General features: G+C 72.0%; 23 protein-coding genes. 15 read left to right on the top strand and 8 right to left on the bottom strand.

Features of this window, described 5'->3' with window-relative positions; translation table 11 throughout:
* Nucleotides 1-41 precede the first annotated feature (41 nt).
* On the bottom strand, nt 42-1,016 hold the full coding sequence (locus KZ829_RS18040) for an ArsR/SmtB family transcription factor (protein ID WP_220145080.1): 975 nt from the start codon (nt 1,014-1,016) through the stop codon (nt 42-44).
* Between the two features lie 55 nt (nt 1,017-1,071).
* On the opposite strand from KZ829_RS18040, the gene KZ829_RS18035 reads away from it, so the two are divergent.
* Complete coding sequence (locus KZ829_RS18035) at nt 1,072-2,298, top strand: MFS transporter (RefSeq protein ID WP_308285548.1); 1,227 nt, start codon at nt 1,072-1,074, stop codon at nt 2,296-2,298.
* A 151-nt stretch (nt 2,299-2,449) separates the two neighbouring features.
* On the opposite strand, the gene KZ829_RS18030 is transcribed toward KZ829_RS18035, so the two are convergent.
* The gene (locus KZ829_RS18030; RefSeq protein ID WP_308285547.1) at nt 2,450-3,469 is read right to left on the bottom strand and encodes a substrate-binding domain-containing protein; all 1,020 of its coding nucleotides are present in this window, start codon (nt 3,467-3,469) and stop codon (nt 2,450-2,452) included.
* 121 nt (nt 3,470-3,590) lie between these two features.
* On the opposite strand from KZ829_RS18030, the gene KZ829_RS18025 reads away from it, so the two are divergent.
* The gene (locus tag KZ829_RS18025; RefSeq protein WP_220145078.1) at nt 3,591-5,009 is read left to right on the top strand and encodes an RICIN domain-containing protein; all 1,419 of its coding nucleotides are present in this window, start codon (nt 3,591-3,593) and stop codon (nt 5,007-5,009) included.
* A 171-nt stretch (nt 5,010-5,180) separates the two neighbouring features.
* On the opposite strand, the gene KZ829_RS18020 is transcribed toward KZ829_RS18025, so the two are convergent.
* From KZ829_RS18020 to KZ829_RS18010, 3 genes are read right to left on the bottom strand one after another with little or no spacing between them, the layout of a single operon-like run.
* On the bottom strand, nt 5,181-5,846 hold the full coding sequence (locus KZ829_RS18020; protein WP_220145077.1) for a response regulator: 666 nt from the start codon (nt 5,844-5,846) through the stop codon (nt 5,181-5,183).
* The gene (locus KZ829_RS18015; protein ID WP_220145076.1) at nt 5,843-6,907 is read right to left on the bottom strand and encodes a sensor histidine kinase; all 1,065 of its coding nucleotides are present in this window, start codon (nt 6,905-6,907) and stop codon (nt 5,843-5,845) included. Before KZ829_RS18015 ends, KZ829_RS18020 begins: the two co-directional genes overlap by 4 nt.
* A complete protein-coding gene (locus tag KZ829_RS18010; RefSeq protein WP_220145075.1) occupies nt 6,904-8,301 on the bottom strand; it encodes a serine hydrolase domain-containing protein in 1,398 nt (465 codons plus the stop codon). Before KZ829_RS18010 ends, KZ829_RS18015 begins: the two co-directional genes overlap by 4 nt.
* 157 nt (nt 8,302-8,458) lie before the next feature.
* Here KZ829_RS18010 and KZ829_RS18005 point away from each other — a divergent pair, with 157 nt between their 5' ends.
* Both KZ829_RS18005 and KZ829_RS18000 read left to right on the top strand, forming a co-directional pair.
* On the top strand, nt 8,459-9,277 hold the full coding sequence (locus tag KZ829_RS18005) for a phosphotransferase (protein WP_220145074.1): 819 nt from the start codon (nt 8,459-8,461) through the stop codon (nt 9,275-9,277).
* Between the two features lie 10 nt (nt 9,278-9,287).
* Nucleotides 9,288-9,458 (top strand): hypothetical protein, encoded by a 171-nt coding sequence (locus tag KZ829_RS18000; protein ID WP_220145073.1) that lies wholly within the window; start codon nt 9,288-9,290, stop codon nt 9,456-9,458.
* A 225-nt stretch (nt 9,459-9,683) separates the two neighbouring features.
* Here KZ829_RS18000 and KZ829_RS17995 read toward each other — a convergent pair whose 3' ends face one another.
* Nucleotides 9,684-10,970 (bottom strand): helix-turn-helix domain-containing protein, encoded by a 1,287-nt coding sequence (locus KZ829_RS17995; RefSeq protein ID WP_220145072.1) that lies wholly within the window; start codon nt 10,968-10,970, stop codon nt 9,684-9,686.
* A gap of 285 nt (nt 10,971-11,255) precedes the next feature.
* Here KZ829_RS17995 and KZ829_RS17990 point away from each other — a divergent pair, with 285 nt between their 5' ends.
* The 8 genes from KZ829_RS17990 to KZ829_RS17955 all read left to right on the top strand — a co-directional run bounded on the left by KZ829_RS17990 (nt 11,256) and on the right by KZ829_RS17955 (nt 16,500).
* The gene (locus tag KZ829_RS17990; RefSeq protein ID WP_220145071.1) at nt 11,256-11,639 is read left to right on the top strand and encodes a hypothetical protein; all 384 of its coding nucleotides are present in this window, start codon (nt 11,256-11,258) and stop codon (nt 11,637-11,639) included.
* Nucleotides 11,636-12,565: a hypothetical protein gene (locus KZ829_RS17985; RefSeq protein WP_220145070.1), complete on the top strand. Its 930-nt coding sequence runs from the start codon at nt 11,636-11,638 to the stop codon at nt 12,563-12,565. Before KZ829_RS17990 ends, KZ829_RS17985 begins: the two co-directional genes overlap by 4 nt.
* Complete coding sequence (locus KZ829_RS17980; RefSeq protein ID WP_220145069.1) at nt 12,562-12,960, top strand: NUDIX hydrolase; 399 nt, start codon at nt 12,562-12,564, stop codon at nt 12,958-12,960. The genes KZ829_RS17985 and KZ829_RS17980 overlap by 4 nt, the downstream gene beginning before the upstream one ends.
* Nucleotides 12,961-13,053: 93 nt before the next feature.
* On the top strand, nt 13,054-13,827 hold the full coding sequence (locus KZ829_RS17975) for a phosphotransferase (RefSeq protein ID WP_220145068.1): 774 nt from the start codon (nt 13,054-13,056) through the stop codon (nt 13,825-13,827).
* Nucleotides 13,828-13,831: 4 nt separating this feature from the next.
* Nucleotides 13,832-14,203, top strand: a complete 372-nt coding sequence (locus KZ829_RS17970; RefSeq protein ID WP_220145067.1) for a hypothetical protein — start codon at nt 13,832-13,834, stop codon at nt 14,201-14,203.
* Nucleotides 14,204-14,322: 119 nt separating this feature from the next.
* Nucleotides 14,323-14,931 (top strand): cysteine hydrolase family protein, encoded by a 609-nt coding sequence (locus tag KZ829_RS17965; RefSeq protein WP_308285546.1) that lies wholly within the window; start codon nt 14,323-14,325, stop codon nt 14,929-14,931.
* Nucleotides 14,932-15,187: 256 nt separating this feature from the next.
* Entirely contained in the window at nt 15,188-15,835 is a 648-nt protein-coding gene (locus KZ829_RS17960) for a hypothetical protein (protein WP_220145066.1), read from the top strand.
* A complete protein-coding gene (locus KZ829_RS17955) occupies nt 15,832-16,500 on the top strand; it encodes an HAD family hydrolase (protein ID WP_308285545.1) in 669 nt (222 codons plus the stop codon). The genes KZ829_RS17960 and KZ829_RS17955 overlap by 4 nt, the downstream gene beginning before the upstream one ends.
* On the opposite strand, the gene KZ829_RS17950 is transcribed toward KZ829_RS17955, so the two are convergent.
* Together KZ829_RS17950 and KZ829_RS17945 are read right to left on the bottom strand one after the other, a co-directional pair.
* Nucleotides 16,481-17,818: an alpha/beta hydrolase gene (locus KZ829_RS17950; protein WP_220145065.1), complete on the bottom strand. Its 1,338-nt coding sequence runs from the start codon at nt 17,816-17,818 to the stop codon at nt 16,481-16,483. The genes KZ829_RS17955 and KZ829_RS17950 overlap by 20 nt on opposite strands.
* Before the next feature lie 65 nt (nt 17,819-17,883).
* Nucleotides 17,884-19,551 carry a serine/threonine-protein kinase gene (locus KZ829_RS17945; RefSeq protein ID WP_220145064.1) on the bottom strand — a complete coding sequence of 556 codons (1,668 nt, stop codon included), beginning with the start codon at nt 19,549-19,551 and terminating at the stop codon, nt 17,884-17,886.
* A gap of 379 nt (nt 19,552-19,930) precedes the next feature.
* On the opposite strand from KZ829_RS17945, the gene KZ829_RS17940 reads away from it, so the two are divergent.
* The 3 genes from KZ829_RS17940 (at nt 19,931) to KZ829_RS17930 (ending at nt 21,441) form a co-directional block, all read left to right on the top strand.
* Complete coding sequence (locus KZ829_RS17940) at nt 19,931-20,305, top strand: class I SAM-dependent methyltransferase (RefSeq protein ID WP_220145063.1); 375 nt, start codon at nt 19,931-19,933, stop codon at nt 20,303-20,305.
* 62 nt (nt 20,306-20,367) lie between these two features.
* Entirely contained in the window at nt 20,368-21,069 is a 702-nt protein-coding gene (locus tag KZ829_RS44015; protein ID WP_220145062.1) for a DinB family protein, read from the top strand.
* 78 nt (nt 21,070-21,147) lie between these two features.
* Nucleotides 21,148-21,441 (top strand): hypothetical protein, encoded by a 294-nt coding sequence (locus tag KZ829_RS17930; RefSeq protein ID WP_220145061.1) that lies wholly within the window; start codon nt 21,148-21,150, stop codon nt 21,439-21,441.
* The last annotated feature ends 135 nt before the right edge of the window (nt 21,442-21,576 follow it).

The following is a 21,576-nucleotide window of genomic DNA, read 5'->3' as shown; positions in this document are numbered from 1 at the left end:
CGGCACCCGGCCGCCGGCGTCACACCCGGTCGGTGGCCGGATCAGCGATCCGGATGCACGGATCCCTCCAGGAGGCGGTCGCCCAGGTCGGAGCGGCGGTACAGGACCGAGCGGCCGTGACGGGCACTGACCAGGAGCCCGCCGGCGCGGAGAGCGCGTAGGTGCTGGTTCACCGCGGTGGTGGTGACGCCCAGGCGGGTCGCGAGTTCGGTGGAGGACGCGGGTGTGCCGAGGCGGGCGAGCAGCCCCGCCCGGTGGACGCCGAGCAGGGCGGCCAGGGCTCCGGGGGCGGGCAGGGGTTCGGGTTGCCACAGGGTGCCGCTGCCCCGGGCCAGGTAGATGATCGTCGGCGGCTCGTCGGGGGAGATCGGGGCCGCCACCGCGGGGGTCCACATCGTCGGGACCAGAGTGAGGCCACCCTGGGTCGGGCGGGTGTAGTGGACGTTGGAGTGCAGCCGCACCTCCACGGTGTCGCCGGTCATGGCGACCCGGTCGGACAGGCCCGCGAACATCGTGGCCAGGCCGTGCTGGGCCATCTCCCGGCCGCGGTAGGTGACGTCGCCTTCCAGCAGGGCCCGCATCCGGGGCCAGTCGGCGGCGAAGCACAGATCCCAGTAACCGGCCAGTGCGGCGACGATCCGGGTGAGCGCACCCGGGTCTCGTAACGGTGGCGGGAGACGTTCGCCGGCACGGTAGAGCACGCGCAGGTCCCGGTCGACGACGTCGGGTGGGGTGGCCGCGACGGTGGCGAGTTCGTCCTCGATACGGGTCAGCGGTGAGCGTGGCCGTGGGGTCAGGAAGTCCGGGGTCCACCGCCGTTCGTCGATGAGGGCCAGCAGCATCTCGGTGTCGAGAGCGTCGCGGGCCTGCCGCATGCGGCGGATCCACGGCAGGTGGATCGGGTAACGGCCCGGATCGCGCCAGCCGCGCAGCGACAGGACCAGCTCGTTGAGGGGTGAGACGGCGAACCGGACGCTCGCCAGGTCGGGACCGACCAGCTGGTATCGCACCGGCATGAAGCAGAACGCTACATCAATCGTTTCCTCCGGCCGGAGCGGGTGAACTCTTGCCGTGTCTGTGAAACAAGTCCTCATCTGGGCCACCGTGGCCACCTCGACGGCCAAAGGGGTGATGTTCAGCGTCAGCGCGCTGTTCTTCACGACGGCGGTCGGGATCAGCCCGGCGACCGTCGGGACGGGCCTCACCCTCGCCGGGACCTGCGGAGTGGTGACGGCGTTCGCGGCCGGGCGGCTCTGCGACCGGTTCGGGCCGCGGCGGGTGCTGCTCGTCGCGGCCACGGCGCAGGGCGGGGCGCTCGCGGCCTACTGCCTGACCCGCGGCGCCGGCATGTTCGTGCTGGTCGCCTGCGTCGCGGTCGGCGCCGAGAGCATGCAGCGGACCTCGCGCGTCGCGCTGCTGGCCCGGGCGTTCACCGGACCGGACCGGGTCGGGGTGCGGGCCCGGCTACGGGTCGTGGACAACGTGTCCATCGCGGCCGGATCCGGGTTCGCCGCCGTGGCGCTGGCGGTGGGCAGCCGGTCCGCCTATGTGACGGCGGTGCTGGCGGCCGCCGTACTCACGCTTGTCGCTCTGGTGCCTCTGCGGGCTCTGCCCGCTCTCAGGGAAAGCGGCGGTGACCGGCCGGCACGGGGCGGCCGGTCACCGCTGGACGATCGCCGGTATCTGACCGCGACCGCGCTGCACGCCGTGGTGAGTATGCAGTTCCTGCTGCTCACCGTCGGGATGCCGCTGTGGGTGACCGGCCACACCGCCGCACCGGAGGTGACCGTCGCGTTGCTGCTGTTGCTGAACACCGGCCTGGTCTCGGTCCTCCAGGTCTGGTCGACCCGGCTGGTCGGCGACGTGCCGTCGGCCGGCCGGGCGGTCTTCCACGGTACGGTCCTGCTGCTGGCGGCCTGTCTCTGCTACGCGGCCGCCGGATACCCCAGCGGTGCCGGGTTCGCCGTCGCGCTGCTGGTGGCGGCGGTCGTGGCGCACAGTCTCGGCGAGATCGTCTCCGAGACCGGCGGGTGGGAACTGGCCTTCGAATGGGCCCACCCGGCCGACTCCGGCGCCTACCAGGGCGTCAGTCAGGCAGGTGTGGCCATCGGCCGGGCCGTGGCCCCGGTCATCGTCACGTCGACGGCCATCGGGCTCGGGCTGCCCGGGTGGCTGCTGCTCGGCGGCGTCTTCCTGGCCGCCGGCGCCGGAACCCGGGCGCTGAGCGCCCGGCGGCAGGCGCCGCACCCCACGCTGAGCGCTCCGCAGGCCGCGCTGAGCGCTCGGCAGGTGCCGTAACCCACGCTGAGCGCTCCGCAGGCCGCGCTGAGCGCTCGGCAGGTGCCGTAACCCACGCTGAGCGCTCCGCAGGCCGCGCTGAGCGCTCGGCAGGTGCCGTAACGCACGCCGAGCGCACGGATGATGGTCAGCTCACGCCGGCGGTGAGGGGTCAGGCTCGGACTCGGCGGGCGAGGGAGGACTGGCGGACCACCAGTTCGGGGGCTACCAGGACGCCCTGGACCGGGCGGCGGTCGCCGTCGATGAGGCGGGAGACCATCAGTTCCACGGCGGTTCGCCCGACGTGGTTCTTCGACGGGCGGATAGCTGTCAGTGGCGGGGAGGCGAGGTGGGCCACCTCGTCGTCGTACGAGACGATGGCCAGGTCGTCGGGGACCCGGATGCCCTGTTCGGCGCAGGCCTGGGCGACCGCGATGGCCTGCGGGTCGCTGTGCACGATCAGCGCGGTCAGGCCCGAGGCGACGGTGTAGCGGGGGTTCACCGCGTCGTCGGGGATGCCCAGGTCGGCGCAGGCCCGGTGCCAGCCGCGCAGCAGGTAGGCCGACGTGGGGCTGCCTCCGGACAGGACCAGGCCGATCCGGCGGTGGCCCTGGTCGTACAGGTGATTGACGGCGATCTCCGACCCGAGAGAGTGATCGCTGCGCACCCATTCGACCTGCCGCGGAGCGGCGGTCCATCGTCTCGGCTGGCGTTCGACGAGGATCGTCGGGACCGGCAGCCGGGTGATCCAGCCGATCATCCGGTCGGCGTCCTCACCGTCCAGGCTGGGCGCGAGCAGCAGGCCCTGCACCTGCCCGGCGTCGACGAGCCGGGCGATCTGCCGCCGGTCCTCCTCCGGGTCGTAGCTGGAGCCGCGCAGCTGCACGTTGACGCCGAGCGCCGCGCCGGCCGCGCGGGCGCCGGCGACGATCGGCGGCCAGTAGAAGTCGAGTGACGGCACCACCATGCCGATCGTGAACGTTGCCGGGCGGGTGGCCCGCAGCGGCAGCGGGCGGGTAGCGGCGGGCAGCGTGGCGCCGCCGTGCACCCGGTGGACCAGGTTGCGGGCGGCCAGGGCGGCGATGTCCCGGCGGATGGTCAGCTCGCTGACGCCCAGGTCACGGGCCAGATCACTGACCCGTACGGCGCCGCTGCGCCGCAGTTCGGTGAGCAGGTGCTCGTGCCGCTGCACCGAGAACAGCGTTGTTCGATTGGTTGCGTTTCCGACCGAGCGGGATCGCACCATGGCCTCACCGTTTCCGACCGTTTACGAAGACGTTACGCACATTCTTACGCATCGATCGGAGAGTCGGATGAGATTGTTCGCCGCGGTCATGGCGGCACTGGTGGCGCTGCTGTTGATGCCACCCGCGCCGGCACAGGCAGCACCGGTCACCATCACGAACGGCGTCCAGTTCACCGACACCAGCGGCGCCGGGGTGCACGCCCACGGCGGCGGGATGATCAAGGTGGGGTCGTACTGGTACTGGTTCGGCGAGAACCGCAACGCCGACGACACGTTCCGGGCCGTGTCGGTCTACCGCTCCTCGGATCTGCGGACCTGGGAGTTCCGCAACAACGTGCTCACCTCGTCGTCGGCGGCCGAGCTGGGCAGCTCCAAGATCGAGCGGCCGAAGGTCATCTACAACGCGTCCACCGGACGGTACGTGATGTGGATGCACAAGGAGAACGGCACCGACTACGGCGAGGCGCGGGCCGCGGTGGCGTCCTCGGCGACGGTCGACGGCGCCTACACCTATCACGGCAGCTTCCGGCCGCTGAACCAGTACATGTCCCGGGACATCACCATCTGGGAGGACGGCGGCACCGCCTACATGATCTCGGCGGCCGACGAGAACCGGGACCTCCAGATCTACCGCCTCACCGCCGACTACCTCCAGATCTCCGCGCTGGTCGGCAACTTCTGGGACAACGCGACCCGTGAGGCGCCGGCCATGTTCAAACGCAACGGCGTCTATTTCCTGCTCACCTCGGGCACGTCCGGTTGGAATCCGAACCAGGCGAAATACGCCACCGCCACCAGCATCAGCGGGCCGTGGTCCGGTTGGACGAACGTCGGCGATTCGACCACCTACGGATCGCAGCCCGCCTACGTTCTCCCTGTTCAAGGCACCTCCGGAACCAGCTATCTCTATCTCGGCGACCGCTGGGCGGGCGCCTGGAGCGGCCCGGTCAACGATTCCCGTTACGTCTGGCTGCCGATCGGATTCCCGTCGAACACGTCGATGTCGCTCTCCTGGTATCCGACGATCACCGTCGACGCCGCCGCCGGAACGGTCACCGGGAACGCGGCCACCTATTACCGGATCGCGAACCGCCACAGCGGCAAGGTGATGGACGTGGTGAGCGCCTCGATGGCCAACAGCGCCGAGATCAAGCAGTACACCTGGAACAGCGGCGGAAACCAGCGATTCGAATTCCGCGACGCCGGGAACGGCTATTTCCAGATCGTCGCCCAGCACAGCGGAAAATGCCTCGACGTGGCGTCGGCGTCCACCGCCGACGGCGCCAACATCATCCAGTACACCTGCGGAACCGGCACCAACCAGCAGTGGCAGTGGGCCGCGACCGGCAGCTATTACCAGATCAAGGCCCGGCACAGCGGAAAATGCCTGGACGTCGTCTCGTCGAACACCGCCGACGGCGCCGACATCCAGCAGTACACCTGCGGCTCCGGCAACAACCAGCAATGGTCGAGGACAGCTTCGTAAACCCTTTCATCGTACGGGGAGGGCCGTCCCGACATGATCGACGGCCGTCCCGCCACCTCCGCGACCGATTGCCCGGTCCCGGCCGTAGCGCCCGCTGCGGCCGGGACGCGTCCGCTCTCCGGCGGCTGTGCCTCGGTGTGCCGAGTGGTGGGGTGAGGGTGAGTGGGCAGCTCAGCCCGGCGGATCGAGTGGTCGATCCAGGATCCCGGCTTCGTGGGCGATGATCGCGGCCTGCACCCGGTTGCCGACGCCGAGCCGGGTGAGAATAGCGCTCACATGCCCTTTCACGGTGCCTTCGACCAGGTGGAGACGCCGCGCGATCTGCGCGTTCGAGAGGCCGGCCCCGACCAGGGCGAGCACTTCCCGTTCCCGTTCGGTGAGTTCCTCCACCCGCGCCCGCGCTTCCGAGACCGGATGCAGACCATTAAGACGATCAATCATTCGTACGGTCAGTGCGGGCGAGAGGAACGCCCCGCCCGCCGCGATCGCGTGCACCCCGGCGAGCAGTTCCCGCGGATTCCCCGATTTGAGCAGGAAGCCCCGCGCCCCGAAGGTCAGCGCCCGGCTCAGGTATTCGTCCTCACCGAAGGTGGTCAGCACGGCCACCCCGGTCGACGGAACCGCCCGCAGAATCTCCGCGCCCGCGGACAATCCGTCGAGCCGGGGCATCCGGATGTCGAGCAGCGCCACATCCGGCCGATGCGCCAGCGCCAGATCCACGGCCTCCCGCCCGTCCCCCGCCTCAGCGATCACGGCCAATTCCGGATCGGTGTCGAGAATGGCGCGAACCCCTGCCCGAATGAGCATCTCGTCGTCGGCCAGCAGGATCCGGATCACCGCGCCTCCGTGTGCGGCAGCCGCGCTTCGACCTCGAAATCGTCGCCGTTCGGGCCGGCCCGGAGCGTGCCGCCGGCCAGCCGGGCCCGCTCCCGCAGCCCGGTCAGCCCGGCCCGCGCGCCGGGCGCCTTCCGTCCCCGCACCCCACTGCGGTTGCTGACGGTCACCGTGGTGACCCCGTCCGCGGTGTGCAGACACACCCGGATCGGCGCTCCCGGGGCGTGCTTGACCGCATTGGTGAGGGCCTCCTGAACGATCCGGTGCGCGGCCGTCCCGGCCATCGGCGGCAACGCGCGGCTGCCGTGCCACTCCAGGGTGACCGGCGCGCCCGCCCGGACCGCGCGCTCGACGAGGTCCTCGATGCTGTCGGGTTCCAACGGCGCCGGCTCGCCGTCACGCAGCACGGTGACGATCCCGGCCAGCCGCGCGATCGCCGCGGCCGCCCGTTCCCGCAGGTCAGCGGCCGCCTCTCGGTACGGTTCCGCGACGGTCAGTTCGAGGGCGCCGGCACGGAGCGCGAGCAGGCTCAATTCGTGTCCCAGGGTGTCGTGCATGTCGTGGGCGATGCGGTTGCGCTCGTGCAGGCGGGCCTGTTCGATGGCGGCGGCGGCCAGCCGGGCCTGCTGGCACAGCGAGCGGCCGGCCGTCCACGGCAGGACCACGGTTACGGTGAGCAGCAGGGCGCCGGTGGCCGGTTCCACGAAGAGGCCCGCGACCAGGGCGACCACGAAGACGGCCGGCGCGGGCCGGGCGTGCGGCATCCGCTGCCCGGCGAGCACGCTGATCACCACGGTCGCCGCGCCGAGCGCGGCGGCCCACAACGGCACCGCGGTGGTCAGGGCGAGCGGCAGGGTCACACTCGCTGCCGCTCCCAGGATCAAGGACACGAGAGGGTACGCGCGAAGCACGGCGAAACTCACCACCGGCCCGAGCAGCGCACCGCTCGCGACCGGCCACGGCAGCACCCCGAACCCGGTGGCGACGGCGACCAGCAGCACGGCGAGCAGGCCGATCACCCAGGCGGGCGCCGTACCCCGCCTATCCCGCCACACACGCGTCATGCTTTCACGTTCTCCTCGGCCCGGGCCACCCGGCGCCGGCGGAACACGGCCACACCCCGGGCGACGATCGTGGCGGCGTTCATGCCGGCGGCCGCCGCACTCCACAGCACCAGCATCGGGACCACGTACACCACCTGGAGGAACGTGATGTCCCGCCCGCCGCCGACACCGGCTCCCAGGATGTACGGCAGGCTCACGAACAGGGCCACCGGCAGTGCCCGCGGCACCAGGCGCAGCAGGGGCAGGCGGCGGTCCGGCCAGGTCGCGGCGCCGCGCAGGCGGCGGATCCCGAGCAGCACGGTCCCGGTGGTGAGGGCGAGCAGCACCAGGTCGGTGATCAGCCGGGTCGGCGCGGGGGTGCCCGGATCGCCGCCTTCGAGCAACCGGGCCAGGTCGCGGGCGAGGGCCGGGGTGCCCTCGGTGGCCAGGCTGAACCCGCTGTCTCCCAGGACCGCGACACCGTAGCCGGACGGCCTGATCAGGGCACTGGCCGTGTAGGTGAACCAGATGCCGTCGTGCTTGATCGTGCCGTCGTCGTCGGTGTCCCAGCCCATCGCGTACGAGTGGTCCGGCCCGGACGGCGTGCGCATCGCCGTCATCCCGGCCGCCGACAGCACCCGCGTCCCGTGCTGTGCGGCCAGCCACCGCCCCATGTCACGTGCTGTGGTGATCACGCCGTCCGATCCGCCGACGAACCGGGTCGGCTCGACCGCACGCATTGACACGCCCACGGCGTACACATGTCCTGTCTTGACTTGATTCGGCAAGTCACGCGGCGTCTGATCAATGTTGATGGTTTCGGTCATGTCAAGTGGTGTGAACACGTTGCGTGTCAGGTGGTCGCCGAACCGCTCCCCCGTGACGACCTCCACGAGACGGGCCAGGAGGTGGTAGTTCGTGTTCGTGTAGGAGTAGTCGGTGCCCGGCTCGCTCGCCGGCGTCGCGACTTTCGCCCGCTCCGCGGCCTCGGCCGGCGACGACGGCTGCGGCAGGCTCTTCTCCCGCAGCGTGCGGTCGGTGATCCCGGACGTCTGATGCAACAGATGGCGTACGGTGATGCGCTCCGGAAGCCCGGGAAGGTGCTCGCCGACCGGCGTGTCCAGGGTGAGCCGCCCCGCCTCCACCAGCCGCATGACGGCGAGGGCGGTGAACGACTTGCTGAGCGAGGCGATCGGCATCAGGGTTCGGTCGGTGACGTCACCGTAGCCGGCCGTGTGCAGCACCCGATCACCCTTGGTGACGGCGACCGCCACACCCGGGTAGCCGGACCGGGCCGCGAACCCGGTCACGAGCCGTTCCACCGCCCCGGTGTCCAGGTCCTGGGCGGCCGGGGCCGGCGCCGCGGGGACGGCCAGCGTGACGGCGGCGATCACGAGTATCCTGTTCAGCCACATGCCGGTAGACGCTAGGAATCCGGGCGGTCCGGCACAGGACCCGATCGATACCCCCGCACCCCTGACTTTCGTCAGGTCCACCAGCCGTTTCGCATACGCAGGCGCCCGCGGGAGGTGGCCCGCCCGGTCATTGGCCGATCTTGTGGAGCTGGTGCTCATGGATGAGGAGATGCTGCCGGGCGGGTTCATCGCCGGGGCGGTGCGGGTGGGTGACACCGTCCACAAGGCGCCGCCCGCGGATCCCGGCTTCGTGCACGGGCTGCTTCGGCACCTCGAGGGATGGGGTGGCGCGCCCCGGTTTCTCGGGAGCGACGGGCAGGGCCGGGCGGTACTCGGGTACCTCGACGGGGTGGTGCCGTGGGAGCGCGGCGTACCGCCCGGGTATGTCCGGTCGGATCGCAACCTCAGGGCGGTGGCGCGGCTGCTGCGGGAGTTCCACGATCTGACCGCCGGGACAGCGCCGGCCGGGGCACACGAGGTGGTCTGCCACAACGACCTGTCGCCGAAGAACACCGTCTACCGGGATCGCGGCTCCGGGCTGGAGCCGGTCGGATTCATCGACTGGGACATCGCCGCCCCGGGCCGCCGGGTCGAGGATGTGGCGCACGTGTGCTGGCAGTTCGTGGGCCTCGGATCCGCCATCCCCGGCCGGGACGAGGCGACTCGCCAGGCGCGGGCGGAACAGACCGGAACCACGCCGGCGGTGTGGGCGGAAGCGGAGGAGCAGACGGCGCGGAAGGTGTGGGTGGTGGCGGACGGCTACGGGCTGGGAGACGCCGACCGCGCGGCGCTGGTCGACACCATCCTGTGGTGGCAGGAACGCTGCTGGCGGGGCATTCTCACCGGGGCGCAGGCCGGGCAGCCCGCGATGATCCGGCTGTGTGAGCTGGGGGCCGCCGATCAGGTGCGGGCCGCGTATGAGTGGACCCGCCGGCACTCTGCGCGAATCCGGGTCGCCGGCGGCCAGGCGGGATGACGATGGGGGTATGGACGAACCAAGGCCCCAAGGGGAATCACTGAAGATTCACGGGGACAAGCTGGCCGCCGCGTTCCGGCGGGAGAAGCCGGCCGACGCCGAGCGGGAGGTGACCCGGATGCCACGGCACCCGGCGAGCCGGGCGCGCGGCTCGATGGACACCGCCGCCGGACGGAGCTGACCACCGGGTGAGTGGGCAGCTCAGCCCGGCGGCGGCCCGCGGGCCGGACCCGGCAGGGAGGCCGTGCGGTAGGGCGGGACTGATCAGTCGCGTACGAAAACAGGTGTTGAGAATGCCGGGCAGATCGTCGCCGAGCTGTTCCCGCGCCCGGGTGGACGATCAGCTCGGCGCCCTTGACCAGGCCGGTCGCGGCCGCGGGAAACGGGAGATATCGGAAGAGGGTCTTCATCCGTACGCCGGTACGTCGATGCAGCCCACCTCGGCGGCCACCGACCAGGCAGGACGACCGGCGGAGATCCGCCGCCGGGTGGCCGCCCGGGCGGCGGCGGTCTCCTCGGCGTGCAGGCGTTCGGCGGCGTAGAGGCGGATCAGGTCGGGCATCCGGTAGCGGTCGTGGCCGACGGTCTCCAGCAGGCCGATCTCGACCAGTTCGTCGAGCCGGTCGGTGGCGTCGTCGGGTTCGGCGCCGGTGAGGGCGGCGACGGACGGGGCGGCGAACCCGGGGCCGGGCAGGTGGGCGATCCGCCGGAACAGGGCGCGGCCCTCGCCGGACAGCTGGGCGTGGGAGTGGCCGATCGCGGCCGCCACACCGGTGTCGCCGCTGCTGAGCAGGGCCAGCCGCCGGGCCGGGTCGGCGAGCCGGGCGGCCAGGTGCGCGGCCGTCCAGTCGGGGCGGGTGGCCAGCCGGGTGCCGGCGATCCGCAGCGCGAGCGGCAGGTGCCCGCACAGGTCGGCGATCCGGGCGGCGGCCGGGCCGGTGGCGCGGTCGGTGACGGCGGCCAGCAGGGCGGCCGACTCGTCGGGGGTGAGCGGGCCGAGGCCGGTACGCCGAACGTCGTCGAGGCCGCCCAGCATGCGGCGGCTGGTGATCAGGATCAGCCCGTCGCCGGCGCCGGGCAGCAGCGGGCGCACCTGGGCCTCGTCGGCGGCGTTGTCGAGGATCAGCAGGCAGCGGCGGCCGGCCAGTTCGGCGCGCAGTTGGCCGCACCGTTCTCCGGTGGTGCCGGCGATCCGGCGGGGCGCGACACCGAGGGCGCTCAGCAGCTGCCGGGCCGCCTCCCCGGGGCGCATCGGGACCGGGTCGAGACCGCGCAGGTCGAGGAAGACGCGGCCGCCGGGCAGTGGCAGCCGCCCGGCCAGGTGCACGGCGAGGGCCGTCTTGCCGATGCCGGGCTGGCCGTGCAGCAGCACGACCGGCGCCGGGCCGGTGGCGTGCCGCAGGATCTGCTCGGTCTCGGCGGCGCGGCCCACGAAGCCGGTCGTCACCCGGGGTGGTTCAGCCCGGCCGGGGTGGCGGTGCGGTCGTCGTGGTCGCAGGCCGGCGAGGCCGCGCGGGTCGGCGCCGAGGGCCGCGGCCAGGGCGGCGACGGTCCGTGGTTGCGGCATCCGGCTGTGGCCGCGTTCCATGTCGCTGATCGTCCGGACGCTCACCCCGGACGCCTCGGCGAGCTGTTCCATCGTCAGTCCCGCATGGTGCCGCAGTTCCCGCAGCCGGTCCCCGTGTGCCGTCATGGCTCCAACCTAGATTTCCGCCGCCGCCACGAGCACCGGGGCCTCACCCATAAGTCCGAGAAGGATCATCGCGGCAGGGACCGGTGGGGAGTCCGGGGCGTTCAGCGCGGTGTCATTCACAAATCCTGGAACCCCATTCTCGTACGTGGGGGAGGACGAGCCGCCGGACACCGCGAGCCGACAGCGCCGGCGCGGCCGTGCCGCGCCCGCCGGGCGTGAGCGCGCCGCCGCGCTCACGGCGTTTACAGTGGAGCTCCGCTTGCCGCCGCACGGACGGGAGGGCCTGTGAGCGAATTGACCGATCTTGCCCGGAAGCTGCTTCCCCGCCTGGGCCTCCTGGTGGACCATGCCGAGGCCACCCGGCTGAACGATGCCATCGAGCGGCTCCTGCGCGAGCACGACAACGGGGCGGACGTCGACGCCCGCCTGGAGAGGCTGCTCGATTCCGTGCCCGAGGTGCGGCGCTTCATCGCCGGCTCCCTGGCCGGCCCCCAGGCCCCGGACAAGACGCCCTACGAACCGCTCGCCGGTGACGGAGCCGGATCGTCCCTCCAGCGGTACGAGTGCCCGTACGGCCCGCATTCGACCTGGTTCCGCAGCTCGCTCTCGCAAGAGGTGCCGCTCTGCGCCGAGCACCAGATCCCGCTGCGGCTGGTCCCCGGCCGATGATCGACGCGATCGGCGAGGCCGTGGCCGGGCACGTGGTCGAGCGGGCACTGACCAGAATCGGTCCCGCCCTGATCTTCTGGACCGGCGGCGCCCTGGCGTGGCTGTCCACCAACGGCGGCTGGGAGAGGCTGCTCGCCCTCGGCGCCGGCGCCGCCGAGCTGCCCGTCCTGGCCGTGCTGGCCGTGGTGGCGCTGGTGCTGGCCGGCGCCTACGCCTCCACCGCGCTGGTCACCCTGCTGACCCGCCCGGTCCTGCGCCTGCTGGAGGGCTACTGGCCCCAGCCGCTGCGCCGGTCGCTGGTCAACCGCAAGGTGAAGCACCACAAGGCCCTCACCGACCGGCTGAGCGAACTGGAGGCCAAGCGGCAGGCCCCGCCGGCCGCCGGCACCGACCTCGATCAGGTCCACGCCGACTACGCCCGCTGTGAGCAGCGGCTGCGGCGGCTGCCCAGTCCCCGGTGGATGTTGCCGACCCGGCTCGGCAACATGCTGCGGGCCGCCGAGACCCGGCCGTACGAGAAGTACCGCCTGGACACCCCCGCCGTCTGGCCGCACCTGTGGATGACCCTGCCGGAGACGGCCCGCACGGACATCGGCGCCGCCCGTACCGGCCTGGACCGGGCCGTCGCGGCCGCCGTCTGGTCACTGGCGTTCGTGTCGTTCACCGGCTGGAGCATCTGGGCGCTGCCGATCGGCCTGGCCCTGACGGCCTGGGCGGTCCTGCTGTGGGCGCCGTACCGTGCCGCCCGCTACGCCGACCTGCTGGAGGCGGCCTTCGACCTGCACCGCGCCGCCCTCTACCGGCAGTTGCGCTGGCCGCTGCCCACCGACCCCGACGACGAACGGAAGACCGGCGCGGCCGTGACCAACTACCTGGTCCGCGGCCTGGACGGCCCGCAGCCCACCTTCACGGCGGCCGCCCCGTGACCGAGATCGACAAGGTCGCCTGGATCCACCTGGCCGACGGCCGGGTGCTGAGCACCCGCTCCCGCGGCAGGGACGTCTACTACCTGCCCGGCGGCAAACGCGACCCCGGCGAGACCGACGTGGACACCCTGGTCCGCGAGATCCGGGAGGAGCTGAGCGTCACGATCGACCCGGCCAGCGCCCGCCACCTGGGCACCTTCCGGGCCCAGGCGCACGGGCACGCGGCCGGCGTCACGGTCCGGATGACCTGCTACACCGCCGAATTCGCCGGCACCCTGCACCCCGACAGCGAGATCGAGGAGATCGTCTGGCTGACCCACACCGACCGCCCCCGCGTCTCCCCGGTCGACCGGCTGATCCTCGACCACCTGCACACCGACGGCCTGCTCGCCTAGCCGCGAATCCGGTGCCCCGGCCGCCCGAAGTCGCCCCTCGGCAAGCTACGCAATTCGGTGTCGCCGCCGCCCGGCGTCGCGTATGAAGGGGCGGTGAGCGAAACGGAACTGCGTGGTGGGAACACCGTCGGGGCGGCACGGATCGGCGACGTGGTGCACAAGCGGGCGGCACCGTGGACACCGACGGTGCACGCGGTGCTGCGCCATCTGGAGGCCGCCGGCTTCGACGGCGCCCCGCGGGCTCTCGGTGTCGACGGCGAGGGCCGCGAGATGCTGACCTACCTGCCCGGCGAGGTGATCGGCGACCGCGTCCCGTGGCCGGACTGGGCGTTCGCCGACGAGACCCTCACCCAGGTCGGGCAGTGGCTGCGCCGCCTCCACGACCTGACCGAGGACTTCCGCCCGCCCGAGGGCGCGACCTGGTTCGCCGGCGCCGAGATGCGCCCCGGCATGGTGGTCGGCCATCAGGACGCGGCGCCGTACAACGCGGTGATGGACGGCGACCGGCTGGCGGGCTTCTTCGACTGGGACACCGCGGGCCCGTCGTCGCGCGAGTTCGACCTGGCGTTCACCGCCCTGTCCTGGGTGCCGCTGTACTCCCCGGGCGCCGCCCACCACCTGGGCTTCCACCACCCGGAGGACCGTTCCCGCCGACTGCACCTGCTGCTGGACGCCTACGGCTACACCGGCGACCGCGCGGACTTCGGCACGGTGGTGGTCCAGCGCGCCCGTCGCCAGTCCGAGGTGATCCGCCAGATGGCCGCCTCCGGCGACCCGGCCGCCACCGCCCTCCTCCCGGTGGCCGACAACCTCGCCCGCTCCGCCACCGAGGTCGAGTCCCTCCCCACCGACTTCTGGCACGGATGACAGCATGCGCACCGTTTTCGCGTTCCCGGCCGGAGAACGTGCCGACACCGTCGCGTTGCTGGCCGGCCACCACAACGGCCTCTACATCAGCATCGAGGACGAGGGAGACGGCACCCTCTACGTCGACTGGAACCAGGACGAACTCGCGGCCCTGGAAAAGGCCGTAGGGCATCGCCCGGGCTGGGCGGTGCAGATCGACATCTCCGGCCGCATCGACGGCACAGCAGAGGTCCACGACCTGCTCGACGTATTGCTGGCCGACGGAGGCGTGGCATTCGACGACTACACCACGCACGCATGGACCCTGGCGGAGATCCAGGACGGAACAACCGTCGACGGCCTCCGCTTCTTCGACTTCCGCACCTACCGTCGCTGATGGCCGCATGCGAAATCGGTGCGCGCCAGCCGTCGCGGAGCGGGTGGCGGGCGACGGCACGGCCGATCAGGCAGGTGCCGCCGATGACGAGAGCGGTTCGCACCGTTTAGGTTGTACCGGTGACCGATCACGTCGCGCCACGCTGGGGATCCTCGGCCCTCGTCGTCATCGACATGCAGGCCGATTTCACCACGATCGGCGGCACTGTCGAGGTGGCGCCCCGGGTGGACGACCTGGCGGCCGCGTTCCGTCGGGCGGGGCGGCCGATCGTGCACATCGTGCGGCTGTACCCGCCGGGCTCGTCCGATGTCGATCTGCCCCGCCGCGGGACGGCCACGATCGTGGCGCCGGGCACGCCGGGCGCCGGACTGCTCGCCGGACCGGCCGCACCGGTGGATCTGGACGCCGGGCTGCTGCTGAGCGGACGTCCGCAGGAGATCGGCGACCACGAGATCGTGCTGTTCAAGCCACGATGGGGCGCCTTCTACCGGACCGTTCTCGAGCAGTGGCTGCGCGACCGAGGGTCGGACACGCTGGTGGTGTGCGGTTGTAATCTGCCGAACTGCCCGCGGGCGACGCTGTTCGAGGCGAGCGAGCGCGACTTCCGTACCGTTCTCGCCACCGACGCGGTGTCGCAGACCAGCGCCGAACGCCTCGCCGACCTGGCCGGGATCGGCGTCACCCTGACCACCACCGCGGCGATCACCGAGCGGCTGAGCGCGACCTGAGCGCGGCTCAGGCCGATCACAGCGCCTCACTCCGAGGATCGAGAGACAACGATCACTCTGGTACGGAGGAAGCGATGCCCACAGGGCGGCCGGAATCGCGGCGCTCCGGCGTACCGGGAAAGGTCTTGATCTTGATCGATGAGCGCGGATCGGGCCTGGTCCGTGCTGATCACCGCACGTTGCTGATCATTTTCTGCAGCACGCGCGGCGTGGTCACGTAGTCGGCTTCAGGTCGACGCTCGTGCATGATTCATACATGGATCTTCCCCTGCACGATCCGCTGTTCTGGGCGCGGTACACGTTCGCCTACGAGGACGAGGACCGCGTCGGCGAGCTGGCGGACCAGATCGAGGACGTCGACCTCGATGACGACGAGGGCGTCGAGGTGGTCTTCGACGTCGGTGCCGGCTGCCGCCTGATCCTCGACGTCGCCCTCGACCTCGACCACCACTCCCTGGAGCTGATCGTGCCCGGCCTCGCCAAGCCCGCCGAGCTGGGCTGGGACGACATGGCACAGTGGCATCCGTACGCGCTGCGCTGGTCCGAGCTCGACCTGATCTGCCGCGCCGTCGACCCGGAGCCCGGCCCGGCGCTGGCGCTGCTGTGCCGGTTCGCCGCGGTGTTCGAGGACGACGACGTGGACGCCGCCGCGGCCGCGGTGGACGCCGCCTACGCGTCGCTGCGCCCGGAGGGCTGGACCGGCTACTGGCCCAGCGCCGCCGACTGGCTGGAGCGCAACGACCTGCGCGGGCAGGCGGTCACCTGGCACACCGACGGGGAGGGCCGGCACTGGGCCCGTCAGAAGGACTGGCACCAGGAGAAGGACTTCTACAGCACCCGTCAGGGGCCGGACAGGTTCCCGCACGACGAGCTGCGGACCCTGCTCGAGGCGGCACGCCGGTGATCCGGGCCGTCATCATCGACGTCGACGACACGCTGTGCATGACCGAGGCGGCGTCGTTCGTACTGGAGAACGAGGTCCTGGCGGCCATGGGCCGTCCGCCGATGACCCGCGAGCTGCACCTGGCCACCTGGGGTGACCCGCTGCTGGAGGCCATGCCGAAACGCTCCCCCGGCCTCGACCTGGACGTGTTCGGCCCGCTGTTCCAGACCACCATGGAGCGGTATGTGGCGGAGGGCCGCCTCGACGTCATCCCGGAGGAGAACCTGCGGGCGCTGGACGCGCTGATCGAGGCCGACCGGTCGGTGCTGCTGCTCACCTCGCGGGCCGAGTCGGAGGTCCGGCACATGCTGGAGCCCGGCCACGCCGTCGCGAGCCGGGTGTCCGGCGCCTACCACCGGGGCAACACCCGGTACGGCAAACCCGACCCGCGCGCCTTCGACGAGTTGCTGGCGCACACCGGGCTGTCGCCGGCGCAGTGTGTCTACGTCGGCGACTCGCCCGGTGACGCGGTGGCGGCCGGTGGCGCCGGGATGGCGTTCATCGCCTGCATGCAGAGCGGGGTGCGCCGCCTCGAGGACTTCGACGACCGTCACGTGACCGCGGCGATCGACGCGTTCCCCGAGGTGGTGCCGGTGGTGGAGCGGCTCAGCCGAATTCCAGGCTGACCCGATGTCCGCTGGACGGCCAGGCGGGCACGCTCAACCGGGTCCGCCCGGCGCCGCGCTCCCGCGTGACCACCTCCACGGTCCTCCCCGCGTGCGCCCTTCCCGCCCGCCCGGTGTCCGCCGGGATGAACAGGTCGACGCCGGAGATGAACGGCTGGGCGATGAACTCCGGCAACGGCGCGGTCAGGTCGGTGACGCCGTCGCTGCCGTCGTCGAAGGCGAAGACGCCGATCACCCGCCGGTTGTGCGGGGCGGTAGCCGGGTTGAGGATGTCCTGCCCATTGATCCACAGATGGTCGCCCTCGCCGCCCCACCACTCCTTCTGCCGCTGGAACGTCAGCGCGGTGTGCCGGTCGCTGGTGTCGACCAGGGCGCCCAGGCCCTCGCCGGGCCGGCTGGTGAGCAGGCGGACGAACGTGTCCGTACGGCGGAACGGCTCGAAATAGAAGTGGTGCACCGACTGCCCGGCCCGGAGCAGGGCGAACTCGTACCGTGTGTGCGGGTCGAGCGGCACCGGGCCGAACTCTCCCCCGGCGCCGACCGCGATCCGGGCCACCGGCCGCCCGCGGAGCCGCCGTCCGGTCGCGTGGTGGACCGGGTAGATCTCCAGCTCGGCGTCGGTGACCCCGGCGTTGCTGGGGAACAGCACGGCGCGGCCGGAGACGTACGCGGTCCGGGTGGGCCGGACCTCGGTGGTACGGGGATCGCAGCCCCGCAGGAAACGGTGGATCGCCGTGAAGGACTCGGCCGACGACACGGTCTGGGTGTGTGACTGCTCCGGGAAGGAGACGTTGGTGGCGCCGGCCACGGTACGGGCCGGGTCGCCCTCGCCCCAGACGGCCAGCGTCGGCACCCCGCCGGGCAGCGCCGCCGCGGGCCGTCCGTCCAGGTTGACGTAGTGCGCGACGCGGGCGGCCCGCCCGGGTGAGCTGTTGAGGTAGCCCTGGGTGACGTAGGTGCCGAGCGAGTGGGCGAGCAGGTCGACCCGGTCGGCGCCGCTGGCGGCGAGCAGGCGGTCGATGCGGGCGTCGAGCCCGGCCCACACGTCGGCGAGGATCGCGACGATGTTCGGGGAGTCGTACTCGTGCGCCTCGATGATCCCCGCCGGGTAGCCGTTGCCAGCCAGGCGTTTGGCCTGCACCCGGAACTGCATCGCGGAGCCGGCGCTGCCGTGGATGAAGACGACCGGCCGTGGTGCGGCCGGGTGCGCGGGCGCGCCTGCTCCGGCCGCGGCGGCCGCGTTCGCTGGTGTTCCTGTTCCGGCGGCGAGCGCGGCTCCGGCGGGCAGCGCGATCAGCGTTCGGCGGGTAATCCCCATCGATTCTACCGATAGACAGCGGTGATTATTGCACTGTGGGTGCGATTATTGCCGCTGTCGATCGGTCACGCCAGAGTAGGGGCTCCGGAATCGCAGCTCACCGTCATCGTGACCCGCCGGTTGCCGTGCTTGAAGGTGACCGATGGGGCCGCCGACGGACCGGGATCGGTGGACTGCACCTTGTACGAGCCGGCCGCCTTCCAGGAAAGGATCTCCGCATCCCCTCCGGGGTGGCAGGTGGCCACCACGGTGCCGCCCGCCGACGAGAGGGTGCGCTGCACCGGCGCCGCCGTGGTGGTCGTGGTGGTGGTGACCTCGACGGTCGGCGTCGGAGCAGTGGTGGTGGTGGCCGTGGGCAGCGCCGTCGGCGGGGCCGTCACCGTCGGGGCGACACCGGCCGGCGGCGGCGGTTGCGGAGTTCCGGCGCCCGGCGTCACCTCCCGGGTCGAGATGGTCCGCGTGCCGGTCGCGGTGGCGCGGGGCGCACGGCTGCTGCCGGGGTTCACCGCTGACGGTTGCGCGGCATCGGCGGATTCCGCCGCGACCACGGTTCCGGCCCCACCGTCCGCGCCGTCCTCTCGCAGAAACAACCAGCCCCCGGCACCCGCGGCGATCAGCAGCGCCGCCGCGGCCGCCCAGCGGGTCACCCGAGAGCGGTCGCGGGGCTCCGGCTTCTCCGCTTGCGATGCCGGTGCGGGCGGTCCAGCCAGGCCGTCCTCCCCCGGCTCCACCACGGCCTTGAACGGCTTGAGCGAGTGGGCCGAGTCGGCCAGACCAACTGCATTGACCGCATCGATCGGGCCGACCGGGTTGATCGGGAACACCGGACGATCCTCGGGCAACGGGCGCAATCCGGCGCTCTGCGAGAGGACCTCGGCCACCTCCTCAGCGCTCGGCCGCTCGTCCGGGTCCTTCGCGAGACACCGGTTGCACAGGTCGACCACCCGGTCCGGCACCCCGTCCACCGGAGGCAACGGCAGCGGCGGCACGTAGAGATGCGCCTCCAGCATCTGCCGGGTGTTCTCGCTGTTCCACGGCGACCGCCCGGACAACATGAGATAGAGGACGACACCGAGCGCGTAGACGTCCGAGGCCGGCACCACGGCGTCGCCGACGAGCCGCTCGGGCGCCAGATAGGCGGGCGTCCCCAGCAGCTCACCCAGGGCGCCGTCGTCCGCCTCGTCCCCCGCCACGCGCGGCGCCGGCCACTCGGCCCGCGCCGCCGCGGCGATCCCGAAGTCGACCACCTTCGCCCCGGTCGGCGACAGGATCACGTTGCCCGGCTTGATGTCGCGGTGCACCAGCCCCTCGGCGTGTGCCGCCGCCAGCGCCGCCGCGATCTCCGCCCCGACGCGCATGGCGAACCCCGCCACCACCGGCCCGGCGGACAGGCGCTGCAGCAGCGTCCCGCCGGTGACCAGCTCCATCACCACGTAGGGCAGCACCTGCCCGGCGATCTCCACCTCACCGTAGTCGTGCACGTGGGCGATGTTCGGATGCGACAGCCCGCCGGCCGCCCGGGCCTCGAGACGGATCCGTTCCCGCGACCGGACGTCCGCGGCCTGTCCTGGTTTGACCATCTTCACGGCGACGGACCGGGCCAGCACCGAGTCGTGCGCCTGCCAGACCACCGCCATCCCACCGGTCCCGATCGGCGCCAGCAGACGGTACCGGCCGCCCAGCACCAGTCCTGCTCGCGCACCGTTCTCCGGTGCACCGCCGGGATCTTTCATCGAAGTCCTTCCGTGGACACTCCGGCCTTCGGGCCGGAGAGGAAAAGAGCCGCTGCGAGACAACAGGACGGGGAGATGTCAACCCCGGCATCCTGCCGTGATCCGCGCCGATTCGCATCCCACGTCGGGACAGCCCTTGGCCATACGGCCGCTGTTGGCACTGATCGGGGGCCTCCTCACGTTTCGTGGGCCGGTTTCCGGATCGTCCGGGCACTGGCAGGCAGAGGCGGCCACGGCGCAGCATAGCTATGGCGATCAGTACGTCCACCAAGTGGTCCCGGACCCCGCCTACCGGGTCGCCGGCCCGGAATACGTGGTTTCGGGTGCGCCGGCCCGTCTCAGGGTTGCCACCGTGGCGGCGGCGTTGTCGGATGGCGGCATGGCGTCGACGTGGCGGATCTTCGATCGGGTGGCGGCCGACTACGACAGCGTGGTGCCGTTCTTCGCGGAGTACGGCGCGGCCATCGTCGACGTGCTCGGCCCGGCCGCGGGCAGCCGGTTCCTCGATCTCGGCGCCGGTCGGGGCGCCCTCACCGCGGCCGCGCTCGCCCGCGGATGCGTGGTGACCGCCGTCGACGCGGCGCCCACCATGGTCGCACTGCTGGCCACCGACCACCCCGAGGTGGACGCCCGGGTGATGGACCGGGTGGATTCGCTGTTCCTGGAGTTCGCGCCACACATCCCGCCCGCCGCCCTGACCGTCGCACGGCCTCCCACCGGCCCCACGAGAACGCCCGCATCGGAGAGACTCTGAACCATGGTGCACACCTCCCCCCGGAGGCAGTGCTGGCACCACCGACGAGACGGGGACACATGGTGACCGAATTCGCCGAACAGGATTTGCGGGGCGCCCGGTTCGAACGCTCGACGCTGGCGGGCGCCGTGATGCGCGGCGTCGACGTCCGCGGGCTGGACATCGACGCCCCGTGGCTCGCCGACGGCCCGCTGCTCGTCAACGGCGTGGACGTCGCGCCGCTGGTCGAGGCCGAGCTGAACCGCCGGTTCCCGGGCCGTGACCTGCGCACGGCGACCGATCCGGACGGTTTGCGGGCGGCGTGGGCGGCGGTCGAGGCGGCCTGGCGGTCCGCGGTCGACCGGGTCGAGGCGATGCCGCCCGGCGCCGCGGACGTGCCGGTCGGCGGCGAGTGGTCGTTCGCGCAGACGCTGCGTCACCTGGCGTTCGCCACCGACGCGTGGCTCGGCAAGGGCATCCTGCGCCGTACCGAGCCGTTCCACCGGTTCGGCCAGCCGCACGTCGAGTACGAATCGGACGGCTACGACCTGTCCATCTTCGTGAAGGAGCCGCCGACCTACCCGGAAACCCTCGCCTTCCGCGCCGAACGCCAGGCGATGGTCCGCGACTTCCTCGCCACCGCCACCGCGGACCTGCTCGCCGAGCCCCGCGTCGTCCCCTGGTCCCCCGACCACGAGGAGCCGGTCCTGCACTGCCTGCACGTGATCCTCGCCGAGGAGTGGGAACACCTCCGCTTCGCCCTACGGGACCTGGACCGTGTGTAGCACGTCCGACATGGACGGAACGACATTCCACCCCCGGCGGATGAGGATCGGTCCACCCGGGCGGCCGACCATGGGTGCATGCGGTTCATGGCGAACTCCCGTCCGGCGGACGGCATCACGGCGGGCCAGCTCGCCGAATTCTTCGACGAGCACGGATTCTCGGCGGCCGCCTGGAACCTGGTACGTCACCGTGTGGTGACCGAATATGCCCTCAAGGTGGGCGACGTCCCCGGCATCGTGCTGTTCCTCGAGACGGAGTCGGCCGACGAGGCCACCGCCGTCCTGGCCGGCCTCACCGCCGTCCGGCAGGGCCTCCTCACGTTCGATCTCGACCCGATCGGCAAGACCATGAGCCTGGGCGTCGGCTCTTAGAACCAGTTCATTCGGTACGCCCGACGCCGTCCCGAATCCTTGGGACCGTTCCGCCCTGCCACGGGGCAGCCCGATCGCGTGGCAGGGCGGAACGGTCCGACAGAAAGGGGACGCCGTCACGCGTACCAGAAGCCC

This window comes from Actinoplanes hulinensis (assembly GCF_019429605.1).
Classification (GTDB): domain Bacteria; phylum Actinomycetota; class Actinomycetes; order Mycobacteriales; family Micromonosporaceae; genus Actinoplanes; species Actinoplanes campanulatus.
The sequence above is the reverse complement of the archived record's forward strand: the minus strand, read 5'-3'. Positions and strand labels throughout refer to the sequence as shown.

What these genes read in the sequence shown, in the direction of transcription:
- KZ829_RS18015 (WP_220145076.1), bottom strand. Translation starts at nt 6,907, where the DNA reads ATGACGCGTGTGTGGCGGGATAGGCGGGGTACGGCGCCCGCCTGGGTG.
- KZ829_RS17985 (WP_220145070.1), top strand. Translation starts at nt 11,636, where the DNA reads ATGATCGACGCGATCGGCGAGGCCGTGGCCGGGCACGTGGTCGAGCGG.
- KZ829_RS18000 (WP_220145073.1), top strand. Translation starts at nt 9,288, where the DNA reads ATGGACGAACCAAGGCCCCAAGGGGAATCACTGAAGATTCACGGGGAC.
- KZ829_RS17940 (WP_220145063.1), top strand. Translation starts at nt 19,931, where the DNA reads ATGGCGTCGACGTGGCGGATCTTCGATCGGGTGGCGGCCGACTACGAC.
- KZ829_RS18005 (WP_220145074.1), top strand. Translation starts at nt 8,459, where the DNA reads ATGGATGAGGAGATGCTGCCGGGCGGGTTCATCGCCGGGGCGGTGCGG.
- KZ829_RS18010 (WP_220145075.1), bottom strand. Translation starts at nt 8,301, where the DNA reads ATGTGGCTGAACAGGATACTCGTGATCGCCGCCGTCACGCTGGCCGTC.
- KZ829_RS17960 (WP_220145066.1), top strand. Translation starts at nt 15,188, where the DNA reads ATGGATCTTCCCCTGCACGATCCGCTGTTCTGGGCGCGGTACACGTTC.
- KZ829_RS17970 (WP_220145067.1), top strand. Translation starts at nt 13,832, where the DNA reads ATGCGCACCGTTTTCGCGTTCCCGGCCGGAGAACGTGCCGACACCGTC.
- KZ829_RS17950 (WP_220145065.1), bottom strand. Translation starts at nt 17,818, where the DNA reads ATGGGGATTACCCGCCGAACGCTGATCGCGCTGCCCGCCGGAGCCGCG.
- KZ829_RS18025 (WP_220145078.1), top strand. Translation starts at nt 3,591, where the DNA reads ATGAGATTGTTCGCCGCGGTCATGGCGGCACTGGTGGCGCTGCTGTTG.
- KZ829_RS17945 (WP_220145064.1), bottom strand. Translation starts at nt 19,551, where the DNA reads ATGAAAGATCCCGGCGGTGCACCGGAGAACGGTGCGCGAGCAGGACTG.
- KZ829_RS18040 (WP_220145080.1), bottom strand. Translation starts at nt 1,016, where the DNA reads ATGCCGGTGCGATACCAGCTGGTCGGTCCCGACCTGGCGAGCGTCCGG.
- KZ829_RS17995 (WP_220145072.1), bottom strand. Translation starts at nt 10,970, where the DNA reads ATGACGGCACACGGGGACCGGCTGCGGGAACTGCGGCACCATGCGGGA.
- KZ829_RS17930 (WP_220145061.1), top strand. Translation starts at nt 21,148, where the DNA reads ATGCGGTTCATGGCGAACTCCCGTCCGGCGGACGGCATCACGGCGGGC.